We start from the raw sequence: 21,288 nt of genomic DNA on the forward strand, positions 1-21,288 counted from the left end.
AGTTGGGGTTTTTTGTTATGTAATGACAGTTAAAGCGCAATAATCGTTGTTAACCCTCAATCATTAATGAGTAAACTCTTAAGTGACAAACCGTTACGGCATAAGTTTTGGTAATTGCTCAAATATTCGTATAATAGCTTTCTGACTCCTTAACTTTGATCCTATTCTTTATGCCTATTACTGCTTTGACTGACGCGTTTGACCCTATTAACCAGCAGTTGTTTCCTATCCAAAATGCCGAGCGGCGTTGGCTAGCGCCTGTCCATGGTGCGGTCAGCAGTTTATGGTTGGCAAGCTTGGTGCAAACACCTATGTGGAATGTTGCCGAGCGCCTAAAAGTTGTGGTGGCACGTGACCAGAACCAACTCAATCAGATAGAGACTGAGCTGGCATTTTGCGGAGTCGATGCTTATGTGTTCCCTGACTGGGAGACGCTAACTTATGATGAGCTATCTCCGCATCAAGACATCGTCAGTGAGCGTATCAATCTGTTGACAGATATGCCAAAAACGGGCGTGCTGCTTATTTCAATACAAGCCCTCATGCATCGCGTCGCACCGCCAAGTTGGTTGATTGGACAGCATTTTGATTTGAGTGTCGGCGATCGTTTTGATATCAATACCCAGCGAGGGCTATTGGCAAAAGCAGGTTATCGCGCGGTTGAAAATGTCTTTGAACCAGGTGAGTTTGCAGTACGTGGCAGTATCATTGATATTTTTGCCATGGGTCAGCCTTTTCCGCTACGTTTAGACTTGTTCGATGATGAAATCGAAACGATTCGCTTTTTTCATCCTCAAACGCAGCGTACATTGACTGCCGATGATTTGAAGGCGATGTTAACAGGCAATGATACCAGTATGGCAAAAGAGTCATTGTCACTACTGCATAAGATGCCAGATATCTCTAAGCCTATCGACCAATTTCAAATCTTGCCTGCAAAAGAGTTTCCGCTTGATGAAGGGCGTGAGACGTTTCGCACGAACTTTGCTGCCATGTTCCCTAATACCAGTAGCCGTAAGTCTGAGCTGCACAAAGACGTAATGGCAGGGATTGCTAGTAGCGGATTAGAGTATTATCAGCCGCTATTTTTTAACTTAAAAGACTGGGAAGCAGAGAGTAGCCTATTTTCCTATTTACCAAGCGATGCATTGTTTATCACCGATGAATTAATCAATGAAAAACAAGCTGATTACTGGTCACAAATCCAGCGCCGCTACGAAGAGCGTCGACATGATATTGACAAGCCTATCGTAGAGCCAGCAATGCTGTATCTATTATCTAACGCGCTTAACGAACAGCTAAACCAGTATCCACGAGTAATATTAAGTGCTCGTGATGAACTGGCTACGATGAATGATGTGGAAGCACCAGAAAGTACAGATGCCTCACAAATACCATTGCCATCGAGTGTCACTAAACAACAAGGACTGGTGACATTAAGTGCTCAAGAGCCGCCACAATTAGCAGTCAATCATCAAAAGTCTGAACCATTATCAGAATTGCTCGACTTCTTGGATACGCAATCGAAGACTACAACACCTGTACTAATCGTTGCAGAAACCGCAGGCCGTCGTGAGATTCTAATCGAACTGTTCAAAGGTAAGATTGATATCAAGGCGTATGATAGCTTTGAGGCATTTTTAGCCGCAGATAAAACCAGCGCTATTAATAACAGTCATTTGCCGCATGTTGGTTTGACTGTCGCACCACTCGAACGTGGTGTCTATGTGCCTGAACGCTTGGTGTTGATTAGCGAGACACAGCTGTTCGGTCGTCAAGTCTTACAGACGCGCCGTCGTCGCCAAAGCGGGGTATCAGAAGAGTTCTTGGTTAAGAGCGTTACTGAGATAACAGATGGTAGCCCAGTGGTTCATATTGAGCATGGTATCGGTCGTTATAATGGCTTGATTACCTTAGATGTGGGCGATGGTGAGCAAGAGTTTATCCATTTAAAATATTCTGATGACGCTAGTATCTATGTGCCAGTGGCCAATCTGCAAATGATTAGTCGCTATAGTGGCGGCGATCCTGCCTTAGCACCGCTACATAAGATTGGTAGCGGCAAATGGGATCGAGCCAAGCAAAAAGCATTGGAGCAAATTCATGACGTCGCTGCTGAACTACTCAATATGCAGGCAAGACGTGAGGCCAAAGTTGGTATTCATTTTAAGATAGACCCATCACAGTATGAGCTATTCGCTAGCCAGTTTGCCTTTGAAGAAACCGCCGACCAAGCCAATGCTATTCATGCGGTAATGGAAGACATGAGACAAAACCAGCCGATGGATCGTCTTATTTGTGGTGACGTTGGTTTTGGCAAAACAGAAGTCGCGATGCGAGCCGCCTTTATTGCCGTTAGTGCTGGCTATCAGGTTGCCGTACTGGTGCCTACTACGTTGCTTGCTGGTCAGCATGAAGACAATTTCCGTGATCGTTTTGCCGATTGGCCAGTTCGCATTGAAAGCTTATCGCGCTTTGGCGGCAAAAAACATCAAGAAATGGTATTGGCTGATTTGGCCGCTGGTAAAGTGGATATTGTCATTGGTACTCATAAACTGCTACAACCAGATGTGAAATTTGCCAACCTTGGCCTGATGATTGTTGATGAAGAGCATCGCTTTGGAGTGCGTCATAAAGAGCGTATCAAGGCCATTCAAACAGATGTGGATAGCATGTCTATGACGGCGACTCCGATCCCTAGAACGCTTAATATGGCGCTCTCAGGTATGCGCGATATGTCGATTATTGCCACACCGCCTGCACGACGACTTGCCATCAAAACCTTTGTGATGCAAAAGACAGAAGCCCTGATGAAAGAAGCCATATTACGTGAGTTATTACGTGGTGGGCAGGTCTATCTGCTACACAATGATGTTGCCAGTATCGAGCGTATGGCAGAGACTATTCGTGACCTAGTGCCAGAAGCGCGAGTAGGAGTAGCTCATGGGCAAATGCAAGAGCGTCAGCTTGAGCAAATCATGCAACAGTTTTATCATAAAAAGTTCAACGTTTTGGTTTGCTCTACCATTATCGAGACAGGTATTGATGTGCCCAATGCCAATACGATTATCATTGAGCGTGCAGATAAGTTTGGTCTTGCGCAATTGCATCAGCTGCGTGGCCGAGTAGGACGTAGTCATCATCAAGCGTATTGTTACTTACTAGTGCCTTCCCTTAAAGGCCTCAAAGGTGATGCCAAACGCCGTTTGCATGCGATCGAGCGTGCTAATACTTTAGGTGCAGGCTTTATGCTGGCAAGTGAGGATTTAGAGATTCGCGGTGCAGGGGAAATATTAGGTAAGCAGCAAAGTGGCAATATGCAGGCGATTGGTTTTAGCTTATACATGGATATGCTTGAGCGTGCGACTAAAGCCATTAAAGCTGGCAAGGAGCCTGATTTGAATACACCATTGTCGCTGACCAGTGAAATCAATCTACATAGCTCTGCCCTCATTCCAGAGGAGTATCTACATGACGTGCATCAGCGCTTATTGTTCTATAAGCGTATTAGTAATACCGATGATAAAGAAGCATTAACGGATATTCGTACGGAGATGATAGACCGCTTCGGTGCACTGCCAGATCAAACCAAGCAGCTATTCGCCATTCATGGATTACGTTTACAAGCAGAGCCGCTTAAGATCAACAAAATTGATGCCAACAGTAGTAGTATGACGTTGGAGTTTGCGCCAGATACTCCAGTTGATGCGTTAGCGATTATCAAGTTGATCCAATCAAATGGTCAGCATTATCGTATGAATGGCGCATCTGGTATCCGTTACCAAAATAGCGATAAACTGGCCACACCGCAACAGCGCGTGACGGTCATACAAGAGCTGCTGCGCTATTTTAGCGAGCACATGGTGACAGAGCCTGCTTAGTATATAGCTGGATATCAAGTAGGTTAGGTAGTTAATCTAAGCCAATAAATCATGGTGCTATTTTATCAACCAGATAACTGATAAAATAGCCAAACTAACTTTTTAACCTTCTGTATTTTATTTGCATTAAACAACAAGAGAACCGTCATTATGTTCCAACTTCATCATAAACTTGCTGCTGATAGTTTTTTAGTGGGGGATTTTCCATTATCCACTTGTCGTTTAATCAATGACTGCCAATTTCCTTGGCTGATATTAGTGCCACGTGTATCCGGTATCAAAGAGTTATATGAACTGTCTGAGGCAGACCAAACGCAGTTCTTACGAGAGTCCAGCTGGTTATCGAGCCAGTTAGCCAAAACCTTTCAAGCTGATAAAATGAATGTGGCCGCTCTTGGTAATCAAGTGCCACAACTTCACTTTCATCACATTGTCCGCTATCAGAATGATATGCAATGGCCAAATCCAGTATGGGGTGTGCCAGCTGTGCCATATACTAAAGAAGTATTGGCGCAAATGCAGCAAACATTGATGATGGCATTACGTGGTCATCACCAAATGCCGTTTGACTGGCAAATGTAATTATCATTCTATCCTGCATTTAATAAGAATAGCTTGAACCTAAATTCTATAGGCAAAAAGGGAGGCCAGATACTTAAATGTATCTGGCCTCTCTTTTTATTTAAATTTTAATAAAAACTGTAAAATAGCGAACAAACTAGACAAAAGGTCGTCTTTTAGTCATCAGTAACCTTGTTTTACCTTATTTCGAAAGTATAATATATTATTAGATATATCTTATGATAAATCGTCATAAGGGCAAATGATGCACGTGTGCTATATCCTTGTCTCTCATATCGCTCGAAACATTTAAGTGAAACTCATATGACCTTCTCAGAGACACTAAAATCAAGGTCGCCGCTGAAAGATGCTGGAGTTTGTCGTTTCGATTATCCAGAAGTGTTCGTGTTAATACTGACGGTTGTTTTGCGTGCTATATACTACGACTTCCGCTCTATCTCAATGGCACTATTGGTTATTATTACATTGCCAAGCCTCATGATCCTGATATACAACTACCGACGCCAGACCAGCTTTTGGACGTCTAACATCGTTATTATTCTATTATCGGTTGTCATCGGCTCACTACAATGCTGTACGGTCATATCAATCAGCTTGGCTGCTTTGATTGGTGTACGTATCATTCTTAGCAGACCTGAGAATCACCTCAGACTGTTATCCGTATCCGCCGTGACGATCATTGTATTTTACTATGTCAGCACAGTCTTAAATGCGAATAGTATGGACTTTGATGATGGTCTATTACCATTGATAGTAATGGTAGCAAGCTTAGGCGTTATTTTGTATCAGTTCTGGCGTATATATCAAGAATACATTGGTTATAAGGCTTCTGCCCATAAGGCAGGGGGACGCCTAAGTACAATGGTATCAGTGATCAATAAGCTGACCCGTTTTGTGCCACCACAAATTTGGGAGCCTATTGTCAAATCGGATAGCCCTGTTAGTGTTTCTAATAAACGCGCAAAAATAACTATCATGTTTTCAGATATTGTCGGTTTTACCGAGTTGTCTGATAGTCTAAGCTCTGACAACTTGTCAGACATTCTCAATACTTATATGCATTGCATGACGTCGATCGCTAATAAGCATGGTGCAGTGCTTGATAAGTTCATTGGTGATGGTATGGTATGTTTCTTTGGTGAACCGAATAGCCGTGGCTCGCGTCAAGATGCACTAGATTGTGTGGCGATGGCAATTGATATGCGCCGAGAAATGCGCACTTTACGTCAAAAATGGCGGCTAATGGGGTTTGAAGGCTTATATATACGTGTTGGTATCACCACTGGCTACTGTCACGTTGGTAATTTTGGTAGTAATAGTCGATTAAGCTATACCATCATTGGTAAAGAAGCCAATTTGGCCTCTAGGCTTGAGTCCTGTGCGGGCAAAGATCAGATATTGGTCAGTGAAAGCACTTACGATTATATATGCCATAACTATGAATGCGAGCACGTTGCCGCATTTTGCTTGAAAGGTATTGATGAAAAGATCGATGCATGGCAAGTACTTGACCCTAGTGCCAGTACAGGTCATTTATCTAAATGGGTCGACCACACATTACCTGGTTTCAATTTGCATTTGAATTTTAAAGATATGAAAGACAATGATTATCAAGATATTAGAGCTCGTTTGAATTTTGCGCTAGAACGCATCGAGCAAGAGGAAGAAAAAGTAGTAAAGGACATAGCAGCAGAAAGTAGGCGTGAGGATGCCAGTCGCAAGTAAGCGTTTCAAGCTTAATATATTAAAATCATATATAGAAAAAGGCCAGCTATATGATAGCTGGCCTTTTTTAATCTTAACTAGGAAGTATTATCAGTGTTTAATGATTTTCTTTAGCATGATTGAGGGTATATTTAGGAACTTCGATGGTCAAATCCTCATTATCAAGCATGACCTGACAAGATAAACGTGAGTCAGGCTCTAGTCCCCAAGCACGATCAAGCAGATCCGCTTCAATATCATCCATCTCATCTAAACTGTTGAAACCCTTGCGTACTACAACATGACATGTAGTACAAGCTTTTGACATCTCACAAGCATGCTCGATTTTAATGCCTTTTTCTAATAGTGCCTTGCATAAGTTTTCACCAGCTTGTAGCTCAACTTCTGCGCCTTCAGGGCAAATTTCGTGGTGGGGTAGTACGGTAACTTTTGGCATAAATTATCTGTCCGATGCTAATCAATTTAAAAAATATTAGAAGTTAGCTTAACGTGTCAGTTAAGCGATATATGTCGATGTATTTATTACCAGTCTTTGGCACTAGTACCGGCCATGCTGGTCTTGACGCTCTGATTCATAATACGTGCAGCAAAGGCATCACTATGTGGTTTGAGCTGAGCTTGTTGCGTTTCGATAAGTGCTAAATCATTAGTGCTAAGAGAGTTACGTAGCGCTTGTATATGCTCTGCTAGTGACTGTTGTTCTTTAGTAGAAAGCAACGCCGCAAATTCGTTAAGTGCCGACTCTAGGGCAAGTACTTCACGTTCCGCTTCTACTTTGGTCTCAATCAAAGAACGCGCGTTTTTGTCTTCTTCTGCGTGTTTAAACCCTGCAACAAGCAACTGTTCTTTTTGCTCATCTGATAGACCATAAGAAGGAACAATCTCGATTTTGCTTTCTGTTTTGGTCGTAGTTTCTTGTGCACTGACAGTAAGCTGACCATTAGCATCGATGCTAAAGGTAACTTCGATACGAGCAAACCCAGCTTTCATTGGCGGGATGCCATACAACTCAAAACGTCCAAGTGAACGACAGTTTTCTACCGTTTCACGCTCACCTTGCACCACGTGAATCACCATGCCTGTTTGACCATCTTGATAAGTGGTAAACACTTGACGTTTTTTTACAGGAATAGGTGTATTACGTGGTATCAGTACTTCGACCAAACCACCCATGGTCTCAAGACCTAATGATAATGGCGTCACGTCCAATAACAACAAATTGTTATCACTATCACCATTAACCAATTGATGAGCAGTTTGAGCAGCACCTAAAGCAACGACCTCATCTGGATTTAAACGGCAAAGTGGCTGCTTAGCGAAAAATTCAGTCACGACTTGCTGTACGGCAGGCATACGAGTCGAGCCGCCCACTAAGATAACTTCATCTAGATCTGTAGTAGACAGCTTGGCATCGCGTAGGACTTGTTCGCACACACTGAGCGTACGGCGACTAACAGGCTCTACGATAGTTAGCACATCTGTACGGCTTAATACGCCTTGATAAGACTGACCATTGACAACCACACTGATATCTACTTGTTCAGCATCAGTCAGCGCTTGTTTATAAGCTTTGGCTTGTTGAGCTAGTATTGATTTGTCATGTAGGCTTACGTCTTTTGGATCGATATTTAATAGTTTAATAATCCAATTGGTAATAAGACGATCGATATCATCGCCGCCTAGGGCGCTATTACCACCAGTTGCCAATACTTCAAAGACGCCGTCGGTAAGCTTTAAGATAGAGACGTCAAAAGTACCACCGCCCAAATCATAGATTAAGTAATAGCTTTCTTTTTTACTGTCTTCTGATGATTGGTCAAGACCATAAGCGACCGCAGCCGCTGTTGGTTCATTTAACAGGCGAAGTACGTTGATGCCCGCTGCTTGAGCGGCGTCTTTGGTTGCTTGACGCTGTGCTTCATCAAAATAAGCGGGAACCGTAATCACGGCACCTTCAATGCTATCTGCAGGTAGGGCACTCGCTGCACGTTGCTCAAGAGCGGCTAAGATACGCGCTGATACTGCAACAGGAGAAACCTCACCTTGAGCCGTTACAAAGGCGGGCATATCGTCTTTATTACCAGACAACTCATAAGGATGAGAGAATTTGATATCAGCTTGACTACGACCCATAAAACGCTTAGCCGAGACGATCGTATTTTTTGGATCATCTGCTAAATGAGCTAGGGCGTCATAGCCAACCAATGGCGTACCAGTAGCTGGATAATAGACAACAGACGGTAATAATGTATCTGTCGCTGCGCCTGCCTCTAAGACTTGTGCCTTACCTGAACGCACCACAGCAACCAACGATCGTGTAGTACCAAGGTCGATGCCCAAGCCAAATTTATGTTGGTGAGGTTGAGCGCTTTGATTGGGTTCAGCAATTTGCATTAAAGACATAAGGATAACTCAGAGATAAAATAAATAAGTGAAATGGAGCAAATATAACATATGCAGTACGAGAGCTTAACGTCGGTAATCTCATTCCATGGAATAAGGATTCTGACAGTTTGATGCGCTTAGACTCAAAGATTATACGGTATCACGGTCACTATTTTAACCAAATATATAGAATTTAGCTTGTTAGTGAGAGTCATAACCACAGATGTTTAGACGTATAAGTCATCATCATCTGAATGCGATGAATTTGCAACATCATCAAGCCCAGTCGTCACATCAGCATTTAGCTTAACTAAAAATTTTAGCTTCTGTGTCGCATCAATCGCTGTTTGCCAATCTTGATTTTGATAAGCATTGTTGAAGCGTTCAGATTGTATTGCTAGACGATTTGTAATTTGAGGATGTAATTGCTGCAAGGCTACAAGATCTTTGTCTTCGATAGCATCATCTAGATCCATACGCATCTGCATCGCATCTTCCAAAAAGTCTAAATCTGCGATTGAGTGCTCTATGTTTTGTGCTTGATCTGCCATGTTTAATAAATAACCGGCACGACTATCAGGAGCGCTTAGCGTTTGATACGCTTGATTGATTAAAGCCGACGATTTTTCAGACTGCAACTGTGCTTGAACCATATCGGTCTGATTTTTGGCAACATTATCAGGATGATAGCGTTTTTGCAGCAAGCGCAAACGTTGCTCTAGACTGCTTTGGTTAATTTCAAATTGTACAGGCTGCTCAAATAGGGCAAAGAAGTTATCAAACTGTGGTTCTGAAGTAATATCTATCATAATCCGATGCCTTGCTTTTTTATTTATTTTTGAAGTCATGACCTAGCTAGGAATACTGGATCGCTTAGCTACTCAACTACATCAACCTTTCTTCATAGCGATAGCCGAGATACTGCACTGCTCTTATGAAAGCTCATTGAAGCATAAATCTATCAGTTTTCAGCCATTGAACAATTAAACTGTGAAAGACTCACCGCAACCACATTCACCTTTTTGGTTAGGGTTGGTAAATTTGAAGCCTTCGTTTAAACCTTCTTTTTCGTAATCCATCAACAAGCCGTCTAAATATACGAGACTTTTAGGATCAATAAAGATGCTAACGCCGCGACTTTCATAGCGCGTGTCGTTTTCATCAGGGGTATCTACAAACTCTAAAACGTAAGCCAAGCCCGAGCAACCCGCCGTACGGATACCAACTCGAATGCCTTCGCCTTTGCCGCGATTGTCCAAAAAGTCTCGAACATGCTGAGCGGCGCGTTCTGTCATTTCAATCATGCCAACTCCCATTGACTATTAATCATAAATATCAATAAAAAAATCTAGATAAACTGACAACCAGAATTACAAGATTGCCAAAACAATAGGCTTGCGACTATTAGAAAACAAAAGGTGACAATTACATAAGTGTCATTGTCACCTCTTTAGCGTCAGTAGCGATTACACATTGCTACTTTAGCGTTGCTAGTACAACGTAGCGCATACGCTAGCAGGTTTAGCCTAGCTTAGATCGCAGCTTCTTCTGCTGGAGCTGCTACGCCATGCTTACCTTTATAGTCGCTAATAGCGGCTTTAATAGCGTCTTCTGCGAGTACAGAGCAATGCACTTTTACTGGTGGTAATGCTAGCTCTTGAGCGATATCATTGTTTTTGATTTCGCCAGCTTGATCCAAGCTTTTGCCTTTTAGCCACTCAGTAACAAGCGAGCTTGAAGCAATCGCTGAACCGCAGCCATAAGTCTTGAAACGTGCATCTTCGATAATACCATTATCGTCGACTTGGATTTGTAGACGCATTACATCGCCACATGCTGGGGCACCGACCATACCGGTACCAACGTTTTTGGCATTTTTATCAAGATTACCAACGTTGCGTGGGTTTTCGTAATGATCAATAACTTGGTCACTATAGGCCATGGGGTTTTCTCCTAGTTAGATGATGAGTAGTCGTTTATCAACTTTAAATGTCTAACTACTCATCGATAATTGGGGTCAAACGCTTAATTTAATTGTCTGATCAATCGTTTAATAAATATATATATTGCTAGCTATACTAAAAAGCCATATTAGAAATTAGTGCTCAGCCCACTCGACTGAATTTAGATCAACACCTTCTTGATACATATCCCAAAGTGGTGATAGGGCACGTAGTTTATCAACAGCTTCATGCATCTGTTTGATAACAGTATCGATGTCTTCTTCAGTGGTATAACGGCCGAAGCTGAAACGGATTGAGCTATGTGCCAATTCATCTGGGCGACCGATTGCACGTAGTACATATGATGGCTCAAGCGTTGCTGAGGTACAGGCTGAACCTGATGATACAGCTAAGTCTTTAAGTGACATCATCAATGACTCGCCTTCAACGAAGTTAAAGCTGATGTTTACGATGTTTGGTACGCTATTCTCAAGATCACCATTTAAGTAAATCTCTTCGATATCTTGTAGACCATCCCAAAGTTTTTGACGTAGTTTGGCTGCATGTGCATGGTCGGCTTCATAGCTTTCATTAGCTAAAGCAAATGCGGCGCCTAGACCAACGATCTGATGCGTTGGTAGAGTACCTGAACGCATACCGCGCTCATGACCACCGCCGTGTTGCTCAGCTTTCAAGCGAATACGTGGCTTACGACGAACAAACAATGCGCCGATACCTTTAGGGCCGTACGCTTTGTGACCTGAGAAACTCATCAAGTCGATTTTCATCTCTTGCAGGTCTACACGTACTTTACCAATAGTCTGTGCACCATCGACATGAAAGATAACACGTGCTTCGCGAGTGATTTCGCCAATAGCGGCAACATCAGTAATGGTACCAAGCTCGTTGTTCACCATCATGAGTGATACTAAAATCGTATCATCACGTAAAGCTTCTTTGACTTGCTCTGGCAAAATAATACCAGTGCTAGCCTGTGGCTCAAGATATGTAATCTCAAAACCTTCTTGCTCAAGCTCACGGCACGTATCTAGTACCGCTTTGTGTTCAATTTTACTGGTAATGATATGTTTACCACGAGACTGATAAAAATGTGCAGCACCTTTAATCGCTAGGTTGTCAGACTCTGTTGCACCAGAGGTAAAGACAATCTCGCGTGGATCAGCGTTAATTGCTTCAGCCACTTGCTGACGTGCTACTTCTACCGCTTCTTCTGCTTGCCAGCCGTAACCATGTGAGCGTGAAGCTGGGTTACCAAAGACACCATCTACAGTCAAATACTCGCTCATTTTAGCAGCTACTGATTTAGCAACTGGGGTAGTGGCGGCATAATCTAAGTATATAAGGTTGTTATGTTGGCTCATGCTGGGTTTGCCTCGCTGTTCGATAGAGTAATAGTATTAATGTCTTTTATGGAAATATCTTTTGTAGAGGTGTGCTGACGCTCTGAGACTGACTGCACATTTTCCATATCTAATAATTGCGCTAATGTTATATTTTTCAAGTACTGTTCGATATGATTTGATAGTGCACACCACAGATCGTGAGTTAGGCACATTGTACCACCTTGACAGTCACCGCGTCCTTCACACTGCATCGCGTTTACTGACTCATCAACCGCAGATATGATGCTCATCACATCTATCTCATTCAATGGCTTAGCTAGGTGATAACCACCTGCAGCACCGCGAATACTCGTGACAAGGCCGCGTTTGCGAAGTTTAGAAAATAACTGTTCAAGATACGAGATTGAAATCGATTGCCGTTTGGCGATATCGGATAACGATACAGCACTGTCTTGTTGGCTGGTCTGTAATGCCAAATCTAATAATGCGGTAACAGCGTATCTGCCCCGAGTAGTCAAACGCATGTGTTATCTCCAAACTTGATGTCATTTATGTTTAACAACGATCTTAGCCGAAAGTCTTAATAAGTACTCATAAGATAAAAAGAGCAACCAATAATACGTCAGCTAAGTTTTGTCTTGTCGTTATTGAACAACAGATGATTAACCCGATGTGTGCAACGATTAAGGTAATTATACTTAATCCCGAGTAATTTAGTCAAGATTAAAGTGTGGTTCAATGGTTAATCAAGCTTATTGCTGTAATTGATAAAAACAATGATGTTTAGAAAAGATATATGAGTGAGACATAAGTAGCTTCATTTGTCTGCTACAGATACATTTTAATGAAGTAAAAAATAAGCGTTCAATATCTATAGAAGACATTGAACGCTTATTTATAGGTAATTCAGCGAAACAAAACTAATTCATCAATAGCGCGATAACTGAACCGATCATAATGACGAGGGCGACAACAGTGACAATCATCAACATTTTTTGCTTGCTCTGAAGCTCTCTCACGGTTGTTTCAAGTTCACGGTTTTTAATGGTCAAGGTATTAATCTGTGTTTGCTGTTCTTTAATACGAAGTTTGTAGTTGTTCTTTTTTTCTTCCAAGTCAGCTTCGGTAGGTTTGGTTTTAGTCTTACCACCCTTTATCTTTTTGATCAGCCCCTGAATCAAGCTGCCAAGCCCAAGTTGCATAATAAACTGTTTGACCAGTTGTACTTGAATCGACTCACCGCGCATCTGTAGCTTTTCGGTGGTTTCGCTATCATGAGTGGTGATGGCGTTGATAACTTGAATGCTGTAGGCATTGATAACCACGTCAGGCTCACTACGACCAATCGGCAGCTGAGCATCTAGTAACACGCCTTTGGTACTAAAGGTGGCAAATACTTCTACATGCGGTAAATACAGGCGAAGCGCCACCACGGTGCCTTGCTTGGCGAGCGGATAAGCGGCCTTACGCAATTCAGGATCCAAACGTAACAATAATGTCAGCGCCGACTCGATAAATACTAAAATGATATTAAGAAAAGAGTGAGACAACGTAGAACGCTTCATGTAAGTAATCCGTTTTTATTTAGCAAGTTTTAGATATTGAGTAAACAGAAGTCTGTATTTGCCCAAGACTTGCAGTGATATTTTGCTTATAGTAACGTCTTTATAATAAAAAGTAACGCTAGTTTCTGTAGTGGCTAAACTATTACATTACAATTTAGCCGTCAATAAAGACACTCTTATTTATGACCAGTAATATACAAACTTAATGTATAGCAATGCACAGACGGCAATTGACAAATCTGTCAAAGCGTAGAAAATAGGAAAGTCAATCGTCTCAGTTATGCAGAGCCACTTATATATAAATTCCTAACGCTTTGCGTAACATTAGGTGTCAAATACGTAGTGTAGAGCACAAAAATATGTAAAATCGCTTGCGCTCCTTATGCTGCCTTGATATAAAGACGATAACAAAGAAGAACCTGTTAATGCGCCAGTTAGGTAGTTTTTATTGCGTAAGCACCATGAGAGCGTTACAATACTTGGCGTGAGCATTTATTACCCCCTTAAACTTGAAGGAAATTTTATGAATAAGTCAGAATTAATTGATAGCATCGCAGACAAAAGTGGTCTAAATAAAACCCAAGCTGGTGATGCACTAAACGCTGTTATGGAAAGTGTTGGCGAAGCGCTAGAAGCTGGCGATAGCATCTCATTAGTTGGCTTTGGTACTTTCAGTGTAAAAGATCGCAAAGCACGCACTGGTCGCAACCCTAAGACTGGCGAAGAGCTAAGCATTCCAGCAAGCAAAGTACCAAGCTTCAAAGCTGGTAAAAACTTAAAAGAGCGCTTGAACTAAGCCGATTTTTTAAGCATAAAATGATAGTCGATGGTCTATAGCTGAAGTAATGAGCTAGCCATCGAAGAGAGCACCTAATATTTAGGTGCTTTTTTTATCGCTATAGTTTGTATCATGCGTCGTGAATATTTTGAGTCTGCATGAAAAATCACGTATCATAGGGCGCGCGATAGGTGTGTCATTTAAGTCAGATTTCTTTAGTAAATTTCGTTTTTTACTATAAAATGCATACGCTCTTACTCTTACCATTGCGAGCTTAGATAGCACTGATATTGGCAGGTTGCACTTAACAGCTCCTAACAGTATTACAATGGTTTTTCATCAATATAGGTTAATAAAGCAGAGATAACTATGGATAAATTGCGCGATTTCTTAAAAAGCTGGCCAGGTCGCATTTTATTGATTTTATGCCTATCGCCGCTCGCTCTCTTGGGTGTCGAAAGCTATTTTGGCGGCAACGTCGATCCCAACCAGATTGCGCAGGTAGGTGAGGCAAGCGTAGGACTGTCCGAGTATCAAACTGCTGTCAATAGCCGTCGTTCTGAAGTGCTAGAGCAAGTCGAAGATGCTAGCTTGTTGAATGAAGATGTGCTTCATGAGCAAGTATTAAAAGGTCTAATCGACCGTACGTTGTTAGAGCAGCAAGCAGGTAAGCTTGGTATGACAGTGTCTGACGACACGATCAATCGTCTGCTGCGTCAAGAAGAAATATTCCAAGATGCAGAGGGTAACTTTTCAAACGATCAGTTCTCAAACTTCTTGCGTCAGCGCGGCATGACCAAAAACCAGCTATTTGCAGAATTTCGCAATCAGTTAAGCTTGGATCAATTAAATGCCAGTATCGTTGGTACGGCCGTTTATCCTATGCAAGCGGTCAGTCAATTGATTGATTTGCAACTTGAGTCGCGCAACGTTTGGGTACACCGCTTTAATTGGCAAGATTATGCTGATAAGGTTAAGCTTAGCAAAGCCGACATTCAATCATATTATGATGCCAACAAAGACACATTGAAAAGTGCAGCGATGGTTGACTTGGCTTATATCCAGCTCAGCCCGCAAACTATCAAGGTTGATGAAGTAACAGCAGAAGAGTTGCAGCAGCAGTATGAAGCATATAAGCAGAGCATTTCGGCTACTGATGAGCGTAAAGTCAGTCAGATACTGTTTACTGGTAAAGATGCCAAGACAAGAGCCGATAAAGTGAAAGCACGCCTGAATAAAGGTGAAGCGTTTGCTGCGCTTGCTAAAGCAGAGTCGGACGATCCATCAGGTGAAACAGGTGGTGATATCGGACGTTTCAATCCTTCAGTGTTTGGCAGTGATGCAGATACTGTACAAGAGGCATTAAAAGGGTTGAGCGTTGGTGATGTGACTGCGCCTATCAAGACTAGCTTTGGTTATCAGATATTTACGGTTACTGAAGACAATGGCAAAAAGACTCCAAGCCTAGAAAGTATGCGTGATGAGCTGACTGCGAAAGCAAAAGAGTATAAACGTCAGGAAATCTATGCTGATAAAGTGACGTCAATCAATGATTTGGCGGCAGATGGCTTCAGTATTGAAGATATTGCACAGCAAGAAAACGTCAGCCTAAAGCGCATCAAAGATTATCGTAAAGTGAACAACAAATCAGCACTACCGCAACCAGCAGTGGTTAAACAGGCCTTTGATGAATTTACTATTCAAGATCAAGCGGTAACGGCAGGCGTAGAAGTTGGTAACGGTACCGTATGGCTACAGCCAAGCAATTATCGTCCTACTAAGACGCTTGCTTTAGCAAATGCAACCCCAAGAATCACTCAAATACTCCGTCAGCAGAAAGCGACAGCATTAGCTTTAAAAGATGCTAAAGCATTGGCTGCTGGTATCAAGACGCCAGCTGATATAAGTAAGCAGTCGGTAAGCTTCCAAGCACTGGGTGAGATTAACCGTCAAACGACGCAGCTAACAGACAAAGAGCGTGGATTGGCATTTAGCCAGCAAGCCGCTGATAACGGTGTTGTCGCGATCGCTAGTGAGACTGAGATGGGTGCAACGCTACTGGTTGGAGACCGTATTAAAACTGAGCAGCAGTCGCCACTGTCTGATATGCAAAGAGCGCAAACAGCCAGTATTATCCGTGACAATTTAGGCCAAGACCAGTTGCAAGACTATTTGGACTATCTACGTATGGTGTATACGGTTGAGATTAATGAAAGCAACATGGCAAACGCACAAGGACGCTAAGTATTTGCTAGTTTATTATTCTTAGATATTAAAAAAGCCACTGTATCGATTGATGCAGTGGCTTTTTTTTGGGTGATGCTTTAACGATAATTATCACAAATGTTATATAGACTGAAAATTAGTCGCAGTGACAAATATAATTGCTGCGACTAATCCCAGTCTTAAACTAATAGGTGATTGTTTAATGGCGGAAATGGCGCATGCCAGTGAATACCATTGCGATACCATGCTCATTAGCAGCAGCAATGGTCTCGTCATCACGCATAGAGCCACCTGGCTGAATGATAGCAGAGATACCTACTTCAGCAGCATTGTCGATGCCATCACGGAAAGGGAAGAACGCATCTGATGCCATAACAGCACCTTCAGTTGCTAGTCCAGCATGCTCTGCTTTGATAGCAGCAATACGTGCTGAGTTAACGCGGCTCATTTGGCCCGCGCCAACACCGATAGTACGTTGGCCTTTTGCATAGACAATGGCATTAGATTTGACATATTTTGCCACGTTCCAGCTGAACAGTAGATCTGCCACTTGCGCTTCAGTTGGTTGTACATCAGTGACGATTTTTAGGTCGTTAGCAGTGATTAAACCAAGGTCTTGCTCTTGTACCAGTAGGCCACCGTTAACGCGCTTATAGTCAAGTTGGATATCACGCTGATCTGGTGCTGGTAGCTCGCCGCATACCAAGACACGTACGTTTTTCTTAGTAGCTGTCGCTTCAAGTACACCGTCTTCGATACTAGGTGCAATGATTACTTCTACAAACTGATTGTCGATAATGGCTTTTGCAGCTGCAAGCGTCAACGGGCGGTTGAATGCAATAATACCACCAAAAGAAGACTCAGGATCGGTGCTAAAAGCAGTGCGATAAGCTGCTACTTGGTCGTTATCAACCGCGACACCACAAGGGTTGGCATGCTTAACGATAACGCAAGCAGGTGCACTAAAGGCTTTAACACATTCAAGGGCTGCGTCAGTATCGGCAATATTATTGTATGACAGCGCCTTACCTTGTAACTGCTTAGCTGTGGCAATAGAGGCTTGTTTGCTTTTTAAAGGCTGGTTTTCAGTATAGAAAGCCGCGTTTTGATGCGGGTTTTCACCATAGCGTAGGTCTTGTGCTTTTTCAAGCTGTACATTGAATGTACGCGGGAAGTTTTCTGGTTCTTGAGTTTCGTTGACACGGCTACCTAAGAAGTTTGCAATCATACCGTCGTACTGTGCCGTATGCTCAAACGCCTTTACTGCCAAATCATAACGCAAAGCAGTTGTCAGTTCGGTGCCACCATCTAAGGCGCTAAGTACACGGTCATAATCAGCTGGATCAGTTACGATACCTACATGAGCGTGGTTTTTCGCCGCTGAACGTACCATGGTAGGGCCACCAATATCGATGTTTTCGATAGCGTCGTTCATAGTTACGTCAGCACGTGCAATCGTTTCAGCAAACGGATATAAGTTCACGACGACTAAGTCGATACGTTCGATCGAATGATCGCTCATAACTGCATCATCTGTACCGCGGCGTCCTAGAATGCCACCGTGAATCTTAGGATGTAGCGTTTTAACACGGCCATCCATCATTTCAGGAAAGCCTGTGTAATCTGATACTTCAGTCACGGCGACATTGTTTTCTGTGAGCAGACGATAAGTACCGCCAGTAGATAATAAACCAAAACCTGCTTTGAGAAGGCCTTGAGCAAACTCGACGATATTAGACTTATCGGAGACCGATAGTAGGGCAAGTGGGGTTGTACTCATAAGAAATTTTCCATAAAAAAAGCCTGACGTAAACGTCTGGCAAGGTGATGATGACAACGGTATGCCGTATCATGATAGATAAAGCGACGAACGTTTGATTGCCATACATAATGATAGTCAATGATGATGGGTAAGCTCATATAACAATGCTACATTAAATCATAGGTCTTCATTTTTTTGCGCAAAGTGCCTCGATTTAGTCCTAATATCTGAGCACATTTGGTTTGGTTGCCTCTGGTTTTTTCTAGGACGACAGATAAGAGAGGCTCTTCGACTTGCTTCAAAATCAGCTCATATAAATCAGTGGGCATCTCATCTCCTAACATCGCAAAGTACTGACGTACCACACGCTCTACATGAACTCGTAGAGGTTGCTGCGCACTACTTGTATAGTGTTGACTAGCAAAATCAAAGCCGTGCGTAGGTGGTTGGTATTCGTCTTTATTATAATCGGCAGGGTGCTCAGAGCTTTTAGCAAAATGATTGGCATTATGCTGTGCATGAGGTGCCATAAAATAATATCCTTGAGATGAAGAAAAATTCTGATTGTAAGGGGTCAGAACCATAGTATATCAAATTAATATCGCCTAGCGCTGATAGATTCATCGTTATCTTAGCTATCACGGTTTAATTGAAAATGAATTTACAGCGTGTTTTCTACTCAGACTTATTTATATATAACACTCTAATTTAATAAAGAGCGGTCATAGTAATGTCGCGAATTTGCGCATTAGCGATAGGGATAGTAAATAATAGCTGTCTATCGGTGTTGGCAGCTAACTGACTTTGCTTGCCTAATAAATAATCGTTTGGATCCGCAATAAACTCTCCAATAAGCTCATTTCTACCGTAAACGCTTATTTTTACATTTGGGTATAGTTGTGATTGCGGGCTCCCATTACTTAGAGTAGCGCCTATATCGCTAAATGTACCAGCAGTTTTAATCTGACTGCTTCTATGAAAGGTATTGCTGATAGTAAGGGCTGATAAGTCCGCACTGGGCAAGCTGCAGGCAGCGATAGAGCATATTGATTGGAGACGCTGAGCGTAGGCTGGGTTTTTGACTAAATTTTCTAAGTTAAAAATAACATACTGAGCCGCGAGTAGCAGTGTTAAGACCAAACAACCTAGTATCCATAATAATGATGCAATTGAACGTGTCGTTTGGGTTGGTGCAAACGGTAGCTGTGTTTTTCTTAAACGATCGTCGGCAGCAGGCTCTTCATCTTTAACGGGTACTCCCATATCAGACAGAAGCTGTGATAAGTCTGTATCATCTGGTGGTGTTTCTTCGGGTTGATTTTGCTCTTCTAATAGTTTTTGTAGCCATGAATTGTTATCAGTACTCTCAATATTGGCATGAATATCATTGGCCGCTGCCGAGCTGAGCATGTTCTGTGTTGGTGCTGATGCTGTACTAGTAGATGGTTTCTTTATTGATGGATTAGGGCTTTTGATAGTTTCTTTAGAAAGGGGCGCTTTTGGTTTTTCTGTGGTTGCTACGCTAGAATTGATCTTGCTTGCTTGAGTCAACCATGCATCCATACTATCTAAAGAGTCATACTCTTGGATGTCTTCTTCTGGATCGTCTATATCCATATCATCATAGATTAAGTCGTCATGAATCAAAGTATCAGATGATTTTTTCTTATTGGTTGAAGATGTAGGGCGATTTGGCACATTCTGAATTTTATGCTGATTGCTACTAGTATTCGCTTTTTGCTCATTTGATATTGGTTGAGTTTGAGTTTTTTGTTGAGCAGGAATATTTTTTTGTGGTGTTGGTTTTTGAATAACCTCGGAATTTACCACAAGATGCTTATTGACCAAAAAACTTTGCTGGCACCGATCACAGCTGATGGTAGCATTGACTTGATTTAGTTGAGTTTGTTTAACGCTATAGCAAGCTTGACAATGGGGGCATTGGGTTTTTATTGGTGTGGTCATAGAGGCGAATCCAAAAAAGTATGGTTATCAATACCGCTTAGCCACTCACCAATAGCTGCCCACAATACTCATTGTACTTTTTAAATTTCGATGAATTATGGGCAAAGACAGAGTGGCGTCAATCACATAACATTTGACTGCCCTCTATCGTAACAGATGTAATTAAATGTTGCTAGCTGGTAAATGTACCTGATAAACGCTGCCAATGTTGGTCTTCTTGCGCAGTAAAAGCATGCTTAGGATCCAGTGCAAAATATGGCTGATAAGCTTCAGTGACTTGCTCGGTTTGCGACTCAATCAAACCTGCCAATACGATACGGCCCTTTGGCGCAATCAGTGTTGCAAAGTAAGGTGCTAAACCAATAAGCGGCTTTGCTAGAATATTGGCAACGATCACTTCTACAGGCAACACATCATGTTGCGAGCAGTACTCTGTAAATTCTTCTGGTAGAAATGCCTGTAAACGATCGCCTACATTGTTGCGTACCGCATTCTGATTGGTAGCAAGTACCGCCTGCGGGTCGATGTCGACTGCATATACCTGACGTGCACCCAATAGCAAAGCAGCAATCCCTAGAATACCTGAGCCACAACCATAATCGATAACCACTTTGTCTGTTAGGTCTTGCTCTGTTAGCCAGTCTAGACATAGGCGAGTCGTAGCATGATAGCCAGTACCGAATGCTAAACCTGGGTCCATAATGATATTGGTGGCTTCAGGGTTAGGCGGCGTTAGCCAGTCAGGTACAATCCATAGGTCATTAGCACATTCGATAGGATGATAGTTGCTCATCCACTCGCGCTCCCAGTCCTTATCATCAACAGCCGTTAGCCAAATACGAGTAGCCTGTACTTGTGCAGCGATTTCATGACTTAATTGCTCAACCGCTTGACGACTACCAGAATCAGTAGTCGCATCAAATAGCCCTGTTAGTATCACCTCATCCCACAGCGGTGATTCACCTGGAAGTGGCTCAAACAGAGGTTGATCGCCAGCATCGTCTAAAGCTATTGATAATGCGCCTGCTTCTAACAAAAGCGCTTCAGCCAAGTCGACGTTTGATTTTTCACATTGTAAATGCAGTTGTTGCCATGCCATAAAGATAACCTTA

General features: G+C 42.4%; 17 protein-coding genes. 5 read left to right on the forward strand and 12 right to left on the reverse strand.

What is annotated here, in order from left to right:
* Nucleotides 1-170 precede the first annotated feature (170 nt).
* From mfd to JMX63_RS07965, 3 genes are all read left to right on the forward strand, one after another.
* Complete coding sequence (mfd, locus tag JMX63_RS07955) at nt 171-3,881, forward strand: transcription-repair coupling factor (RefSeq protein ID WP_201571932.1); 3,711 nt, start codon at nt 171-173, stop codon at nt 3,879-3,881.
* A 150-nt stretch (nt 3,882-4,031) separates the two neighbouring features.
* Nucleotides 4,032-4,463 (forward strand): HIT domain-containing protein, encoded by a 432-nt coding sequence (locus tag JMX63_RS07960; protein ID WP_057759208.1) that lies wholly within the window; start codon nt 4,032-4,034, stop codon nt 4,461-4,463.
* Nucleotides 4,464-4,766: 303 nt separating this feature from the next.
* A complete protein-coding gene (locus tag JMX63_RS07965) occupies nt 4,767-6,188 on the forward strand; it encodes an adenylate/guanylate cyclase domain-containing protein (protein WP_201571933.1) in 1,422 nt (473 codons plus the stop codon).
* Between the two features lie 97 nt (nt 6,189-6,285).
* On the opposite strand, the gene fdx is transcribed toward JMX63_RS07965, so the two are convergent.
* The 8 genes from fdx to JMX63_RS08005 all read right to left on the reverse strand — a co-directional run bounded on the left by fdx (nt 6,286) and on the right by JMX63_RS08005 (nt 13,445).
* Entirely contained in the window at nt 6,286-6,624 is a 339-nt protein-coding gene (fdx, locus tag JMX63_RS07970) for an ISC system 2Fe-2S type ferredoxin (protein ID WP_201571934.1), read from the reverse strand.
* A gap of 86 nt (nt 6,625-6,710) precedes the next feature.
* Entirely contained in the window at nt 6,711-8,591 is a 1,881-nt protein-coding gene (hscA, locus tag JMX63_RS07975) for a Fe-S protein assembly chaperone HscA (protein ID WP_201571935.1), read from the reverse strand.
* A 209-nt stretch (nt 8,592-8,800) separates the two neighbouring features.
* Nucleotides 8,801-9,382: a Fe-S protein assembly co-chaperone HscB gene (gene hscB / locus JMX63_RS07980; protein ID WP_201571937.1), complete on the reverse strand. Its 582-nt coding sequence runs from the start codon at nt 9,380-9,382 to the stop codon at nt 8,801-8,803.
* A 174-nt stretch (nt 9,383-9,556) separates the two neighbouring features.
* Nucleotides 9,557-9,877, reverse strand: a complete 321-nt coding sequence (iscA, locus tag JMX63_RS07985) for an iron-sulfur cluster assembly protein IscA (protein ID WP_021814983.1) — start codon at nt 9,875-9,877, stop codon at nt 9,557-9,559.
* A 227-nt stretch (nt 9,878-10,104) separates the two neighbouring features.
* Nucleotides 10,105-10,515 (reverse strand): Fe-S cluster assembly scaffold IscU, encoded by a 411-nt coding sequence (gene iscU, locus JMX63_RS07990; RefSeq protein WP_057759218.1) that lies wholly within the window; start codon nt 10,513-10,515, stop codon nt 10,105-10,107.
* Between the two features lie 156 nt (nt 10,516-10,671).
* The gene (locus JMX63_RS07995) at nt 10,672-11,898 is read right to left on the reverse strand and encodes an IscS subfamily cysteine desulfurase (protein WP_201571938.1); all 1,227 of its coding nucleotides are present in this window, start codon (nt 11,896-11,898) and stop codon (nt 10,672-10,674) included.
* Nucleotides 11,895-12,404, reverse strand: a complete 510-nt coding sequence (locus JMX63_RS08000; protein WP_057759222.1) for an Rrf2 family transcriptional regulator — start codon at nt 12,402-12,404, stop codon at nt 11,895-11,897. Before JMX63_RS08000 ends, JMX63_RS07995 begins: the two co-directional genes overlap by 4 nt.
* A gap of 396 nt (nt 12,405-12,800) precedes the next feature.
* Nucleotides 12,801-13,445 carry a hypothetical protein gene (locus JMX63_RS08005; protein WP_201571939.1) on the reverse strand — a complete coding sequence of 215 codons (645 nt, stop codon included), beginning with the start codon at nt 13,443-13,445 and terminating at the stop codon, nt 12,801-12,803.
* 523 nt (nt 13,446-13,968) lie between these two features.
* Between JMX63_RS08005 and JMX63_RS08010 the strand changes: the two genes are divergently transcribed.
* Both JMX63_RS08010 and JMX63_RS08015 read left to right on the forward strand, forming a co-directional pair.
* Nucleotides 13,969-14,241: an HU family DNA-binding protein gene (locus JMX63_RS08010; protein WP_045445077.1), complete on the forward strand. Its 273-nt coding sequence runs from the start codon at nt 13,969-13,971 to the stop codon at nt 14,239-14,241.
* Between the two features lie 351 nt (nt 14,242-14,592).
* The gene (locus JMX63_RS08015; protein WP_201571940.1) at nt 14,593-16,467 is read left to right on the forward strand and encodes a SurA N-terminal domain-containing protein; all 1,875 of its coding nucleotides are present in this window, start codon (nt 14,593-14,595) and stop codon (nt 16,465-16,467) included.
* A gap of 181 nt (nt 16,468-16,648) precedes the next feature.
* Here the strand turns inward: JMX63_RS08015 and purH are convergent, their stop codons facing one another.
* The 4 genes from purH to prmA form a co-directional block, all read right to left on the reverse strand.
* A complete protein-coding gene (gene purH, locus JMX63_RS08020) occupies nt 16,649-18,229 on the reverse strand; it encodes a bifunctional phosphoribosylaminoimidazolecarboxamide formyltransferase/IMP cyclohydrolase (protein WP_201571941.1) in 1,581 nt (526 codons plus the stop codon).
* A gap of 149 nt (nt 18,230-18,378) precedes the next feature.
* Nucleotides 18,379-18,741, reverse strand: coding sequence for a DNA-binding transcriptional regulator Fis (fis, locus tag JMX63_RS14620; protein ID WP_101206126.1), 363 nt, complete (start codon nt 18,739-18,741; stop codon nt 18,379-18,381).
* A 178-nt stretch (nt 18,742-18,919) separates the two neighbouring features.
* Nucleotides 18,920-20,176 (reverse strand): zinc-ribbon and DUF3426 domain-containing protein, encoded by a 1,257-nt coding sequence (locus tag JMX63_RS08030; protein ID WP_201571942.1) that lies wholly within the window; start codon nt 20,174-20,176, stop codon nt 18,920-18,922.
* 172 nt (nt 20,177-20,348) lie between these two features.
* Nucleotides 20,349-21,275 (reverse strand): 50S ribosomal protein L11 methyltransferase, encoded by a 927-nt coding sequence (prmA, locus tag JMX63_RS08035; protein ID WP_201571943.1) that lies wholly within the window; start codon nt 21,273-21,275, stop codon nt 20,349-20,351.
* Between the last annotated feature and the right edge of the window lie 13 nt (nt 21,276-21,288).

Origin of the sequence: Psychrobacter nivimaris, assembly GCF_904846365.1 — a bacterium.
GTDB lineage: Bacteria > Pseudomonadota > Gammaproteobacteria > Pseudomonadales > Moraxellaceae > Psychrobacter > Psychrobacter nivimaris_B.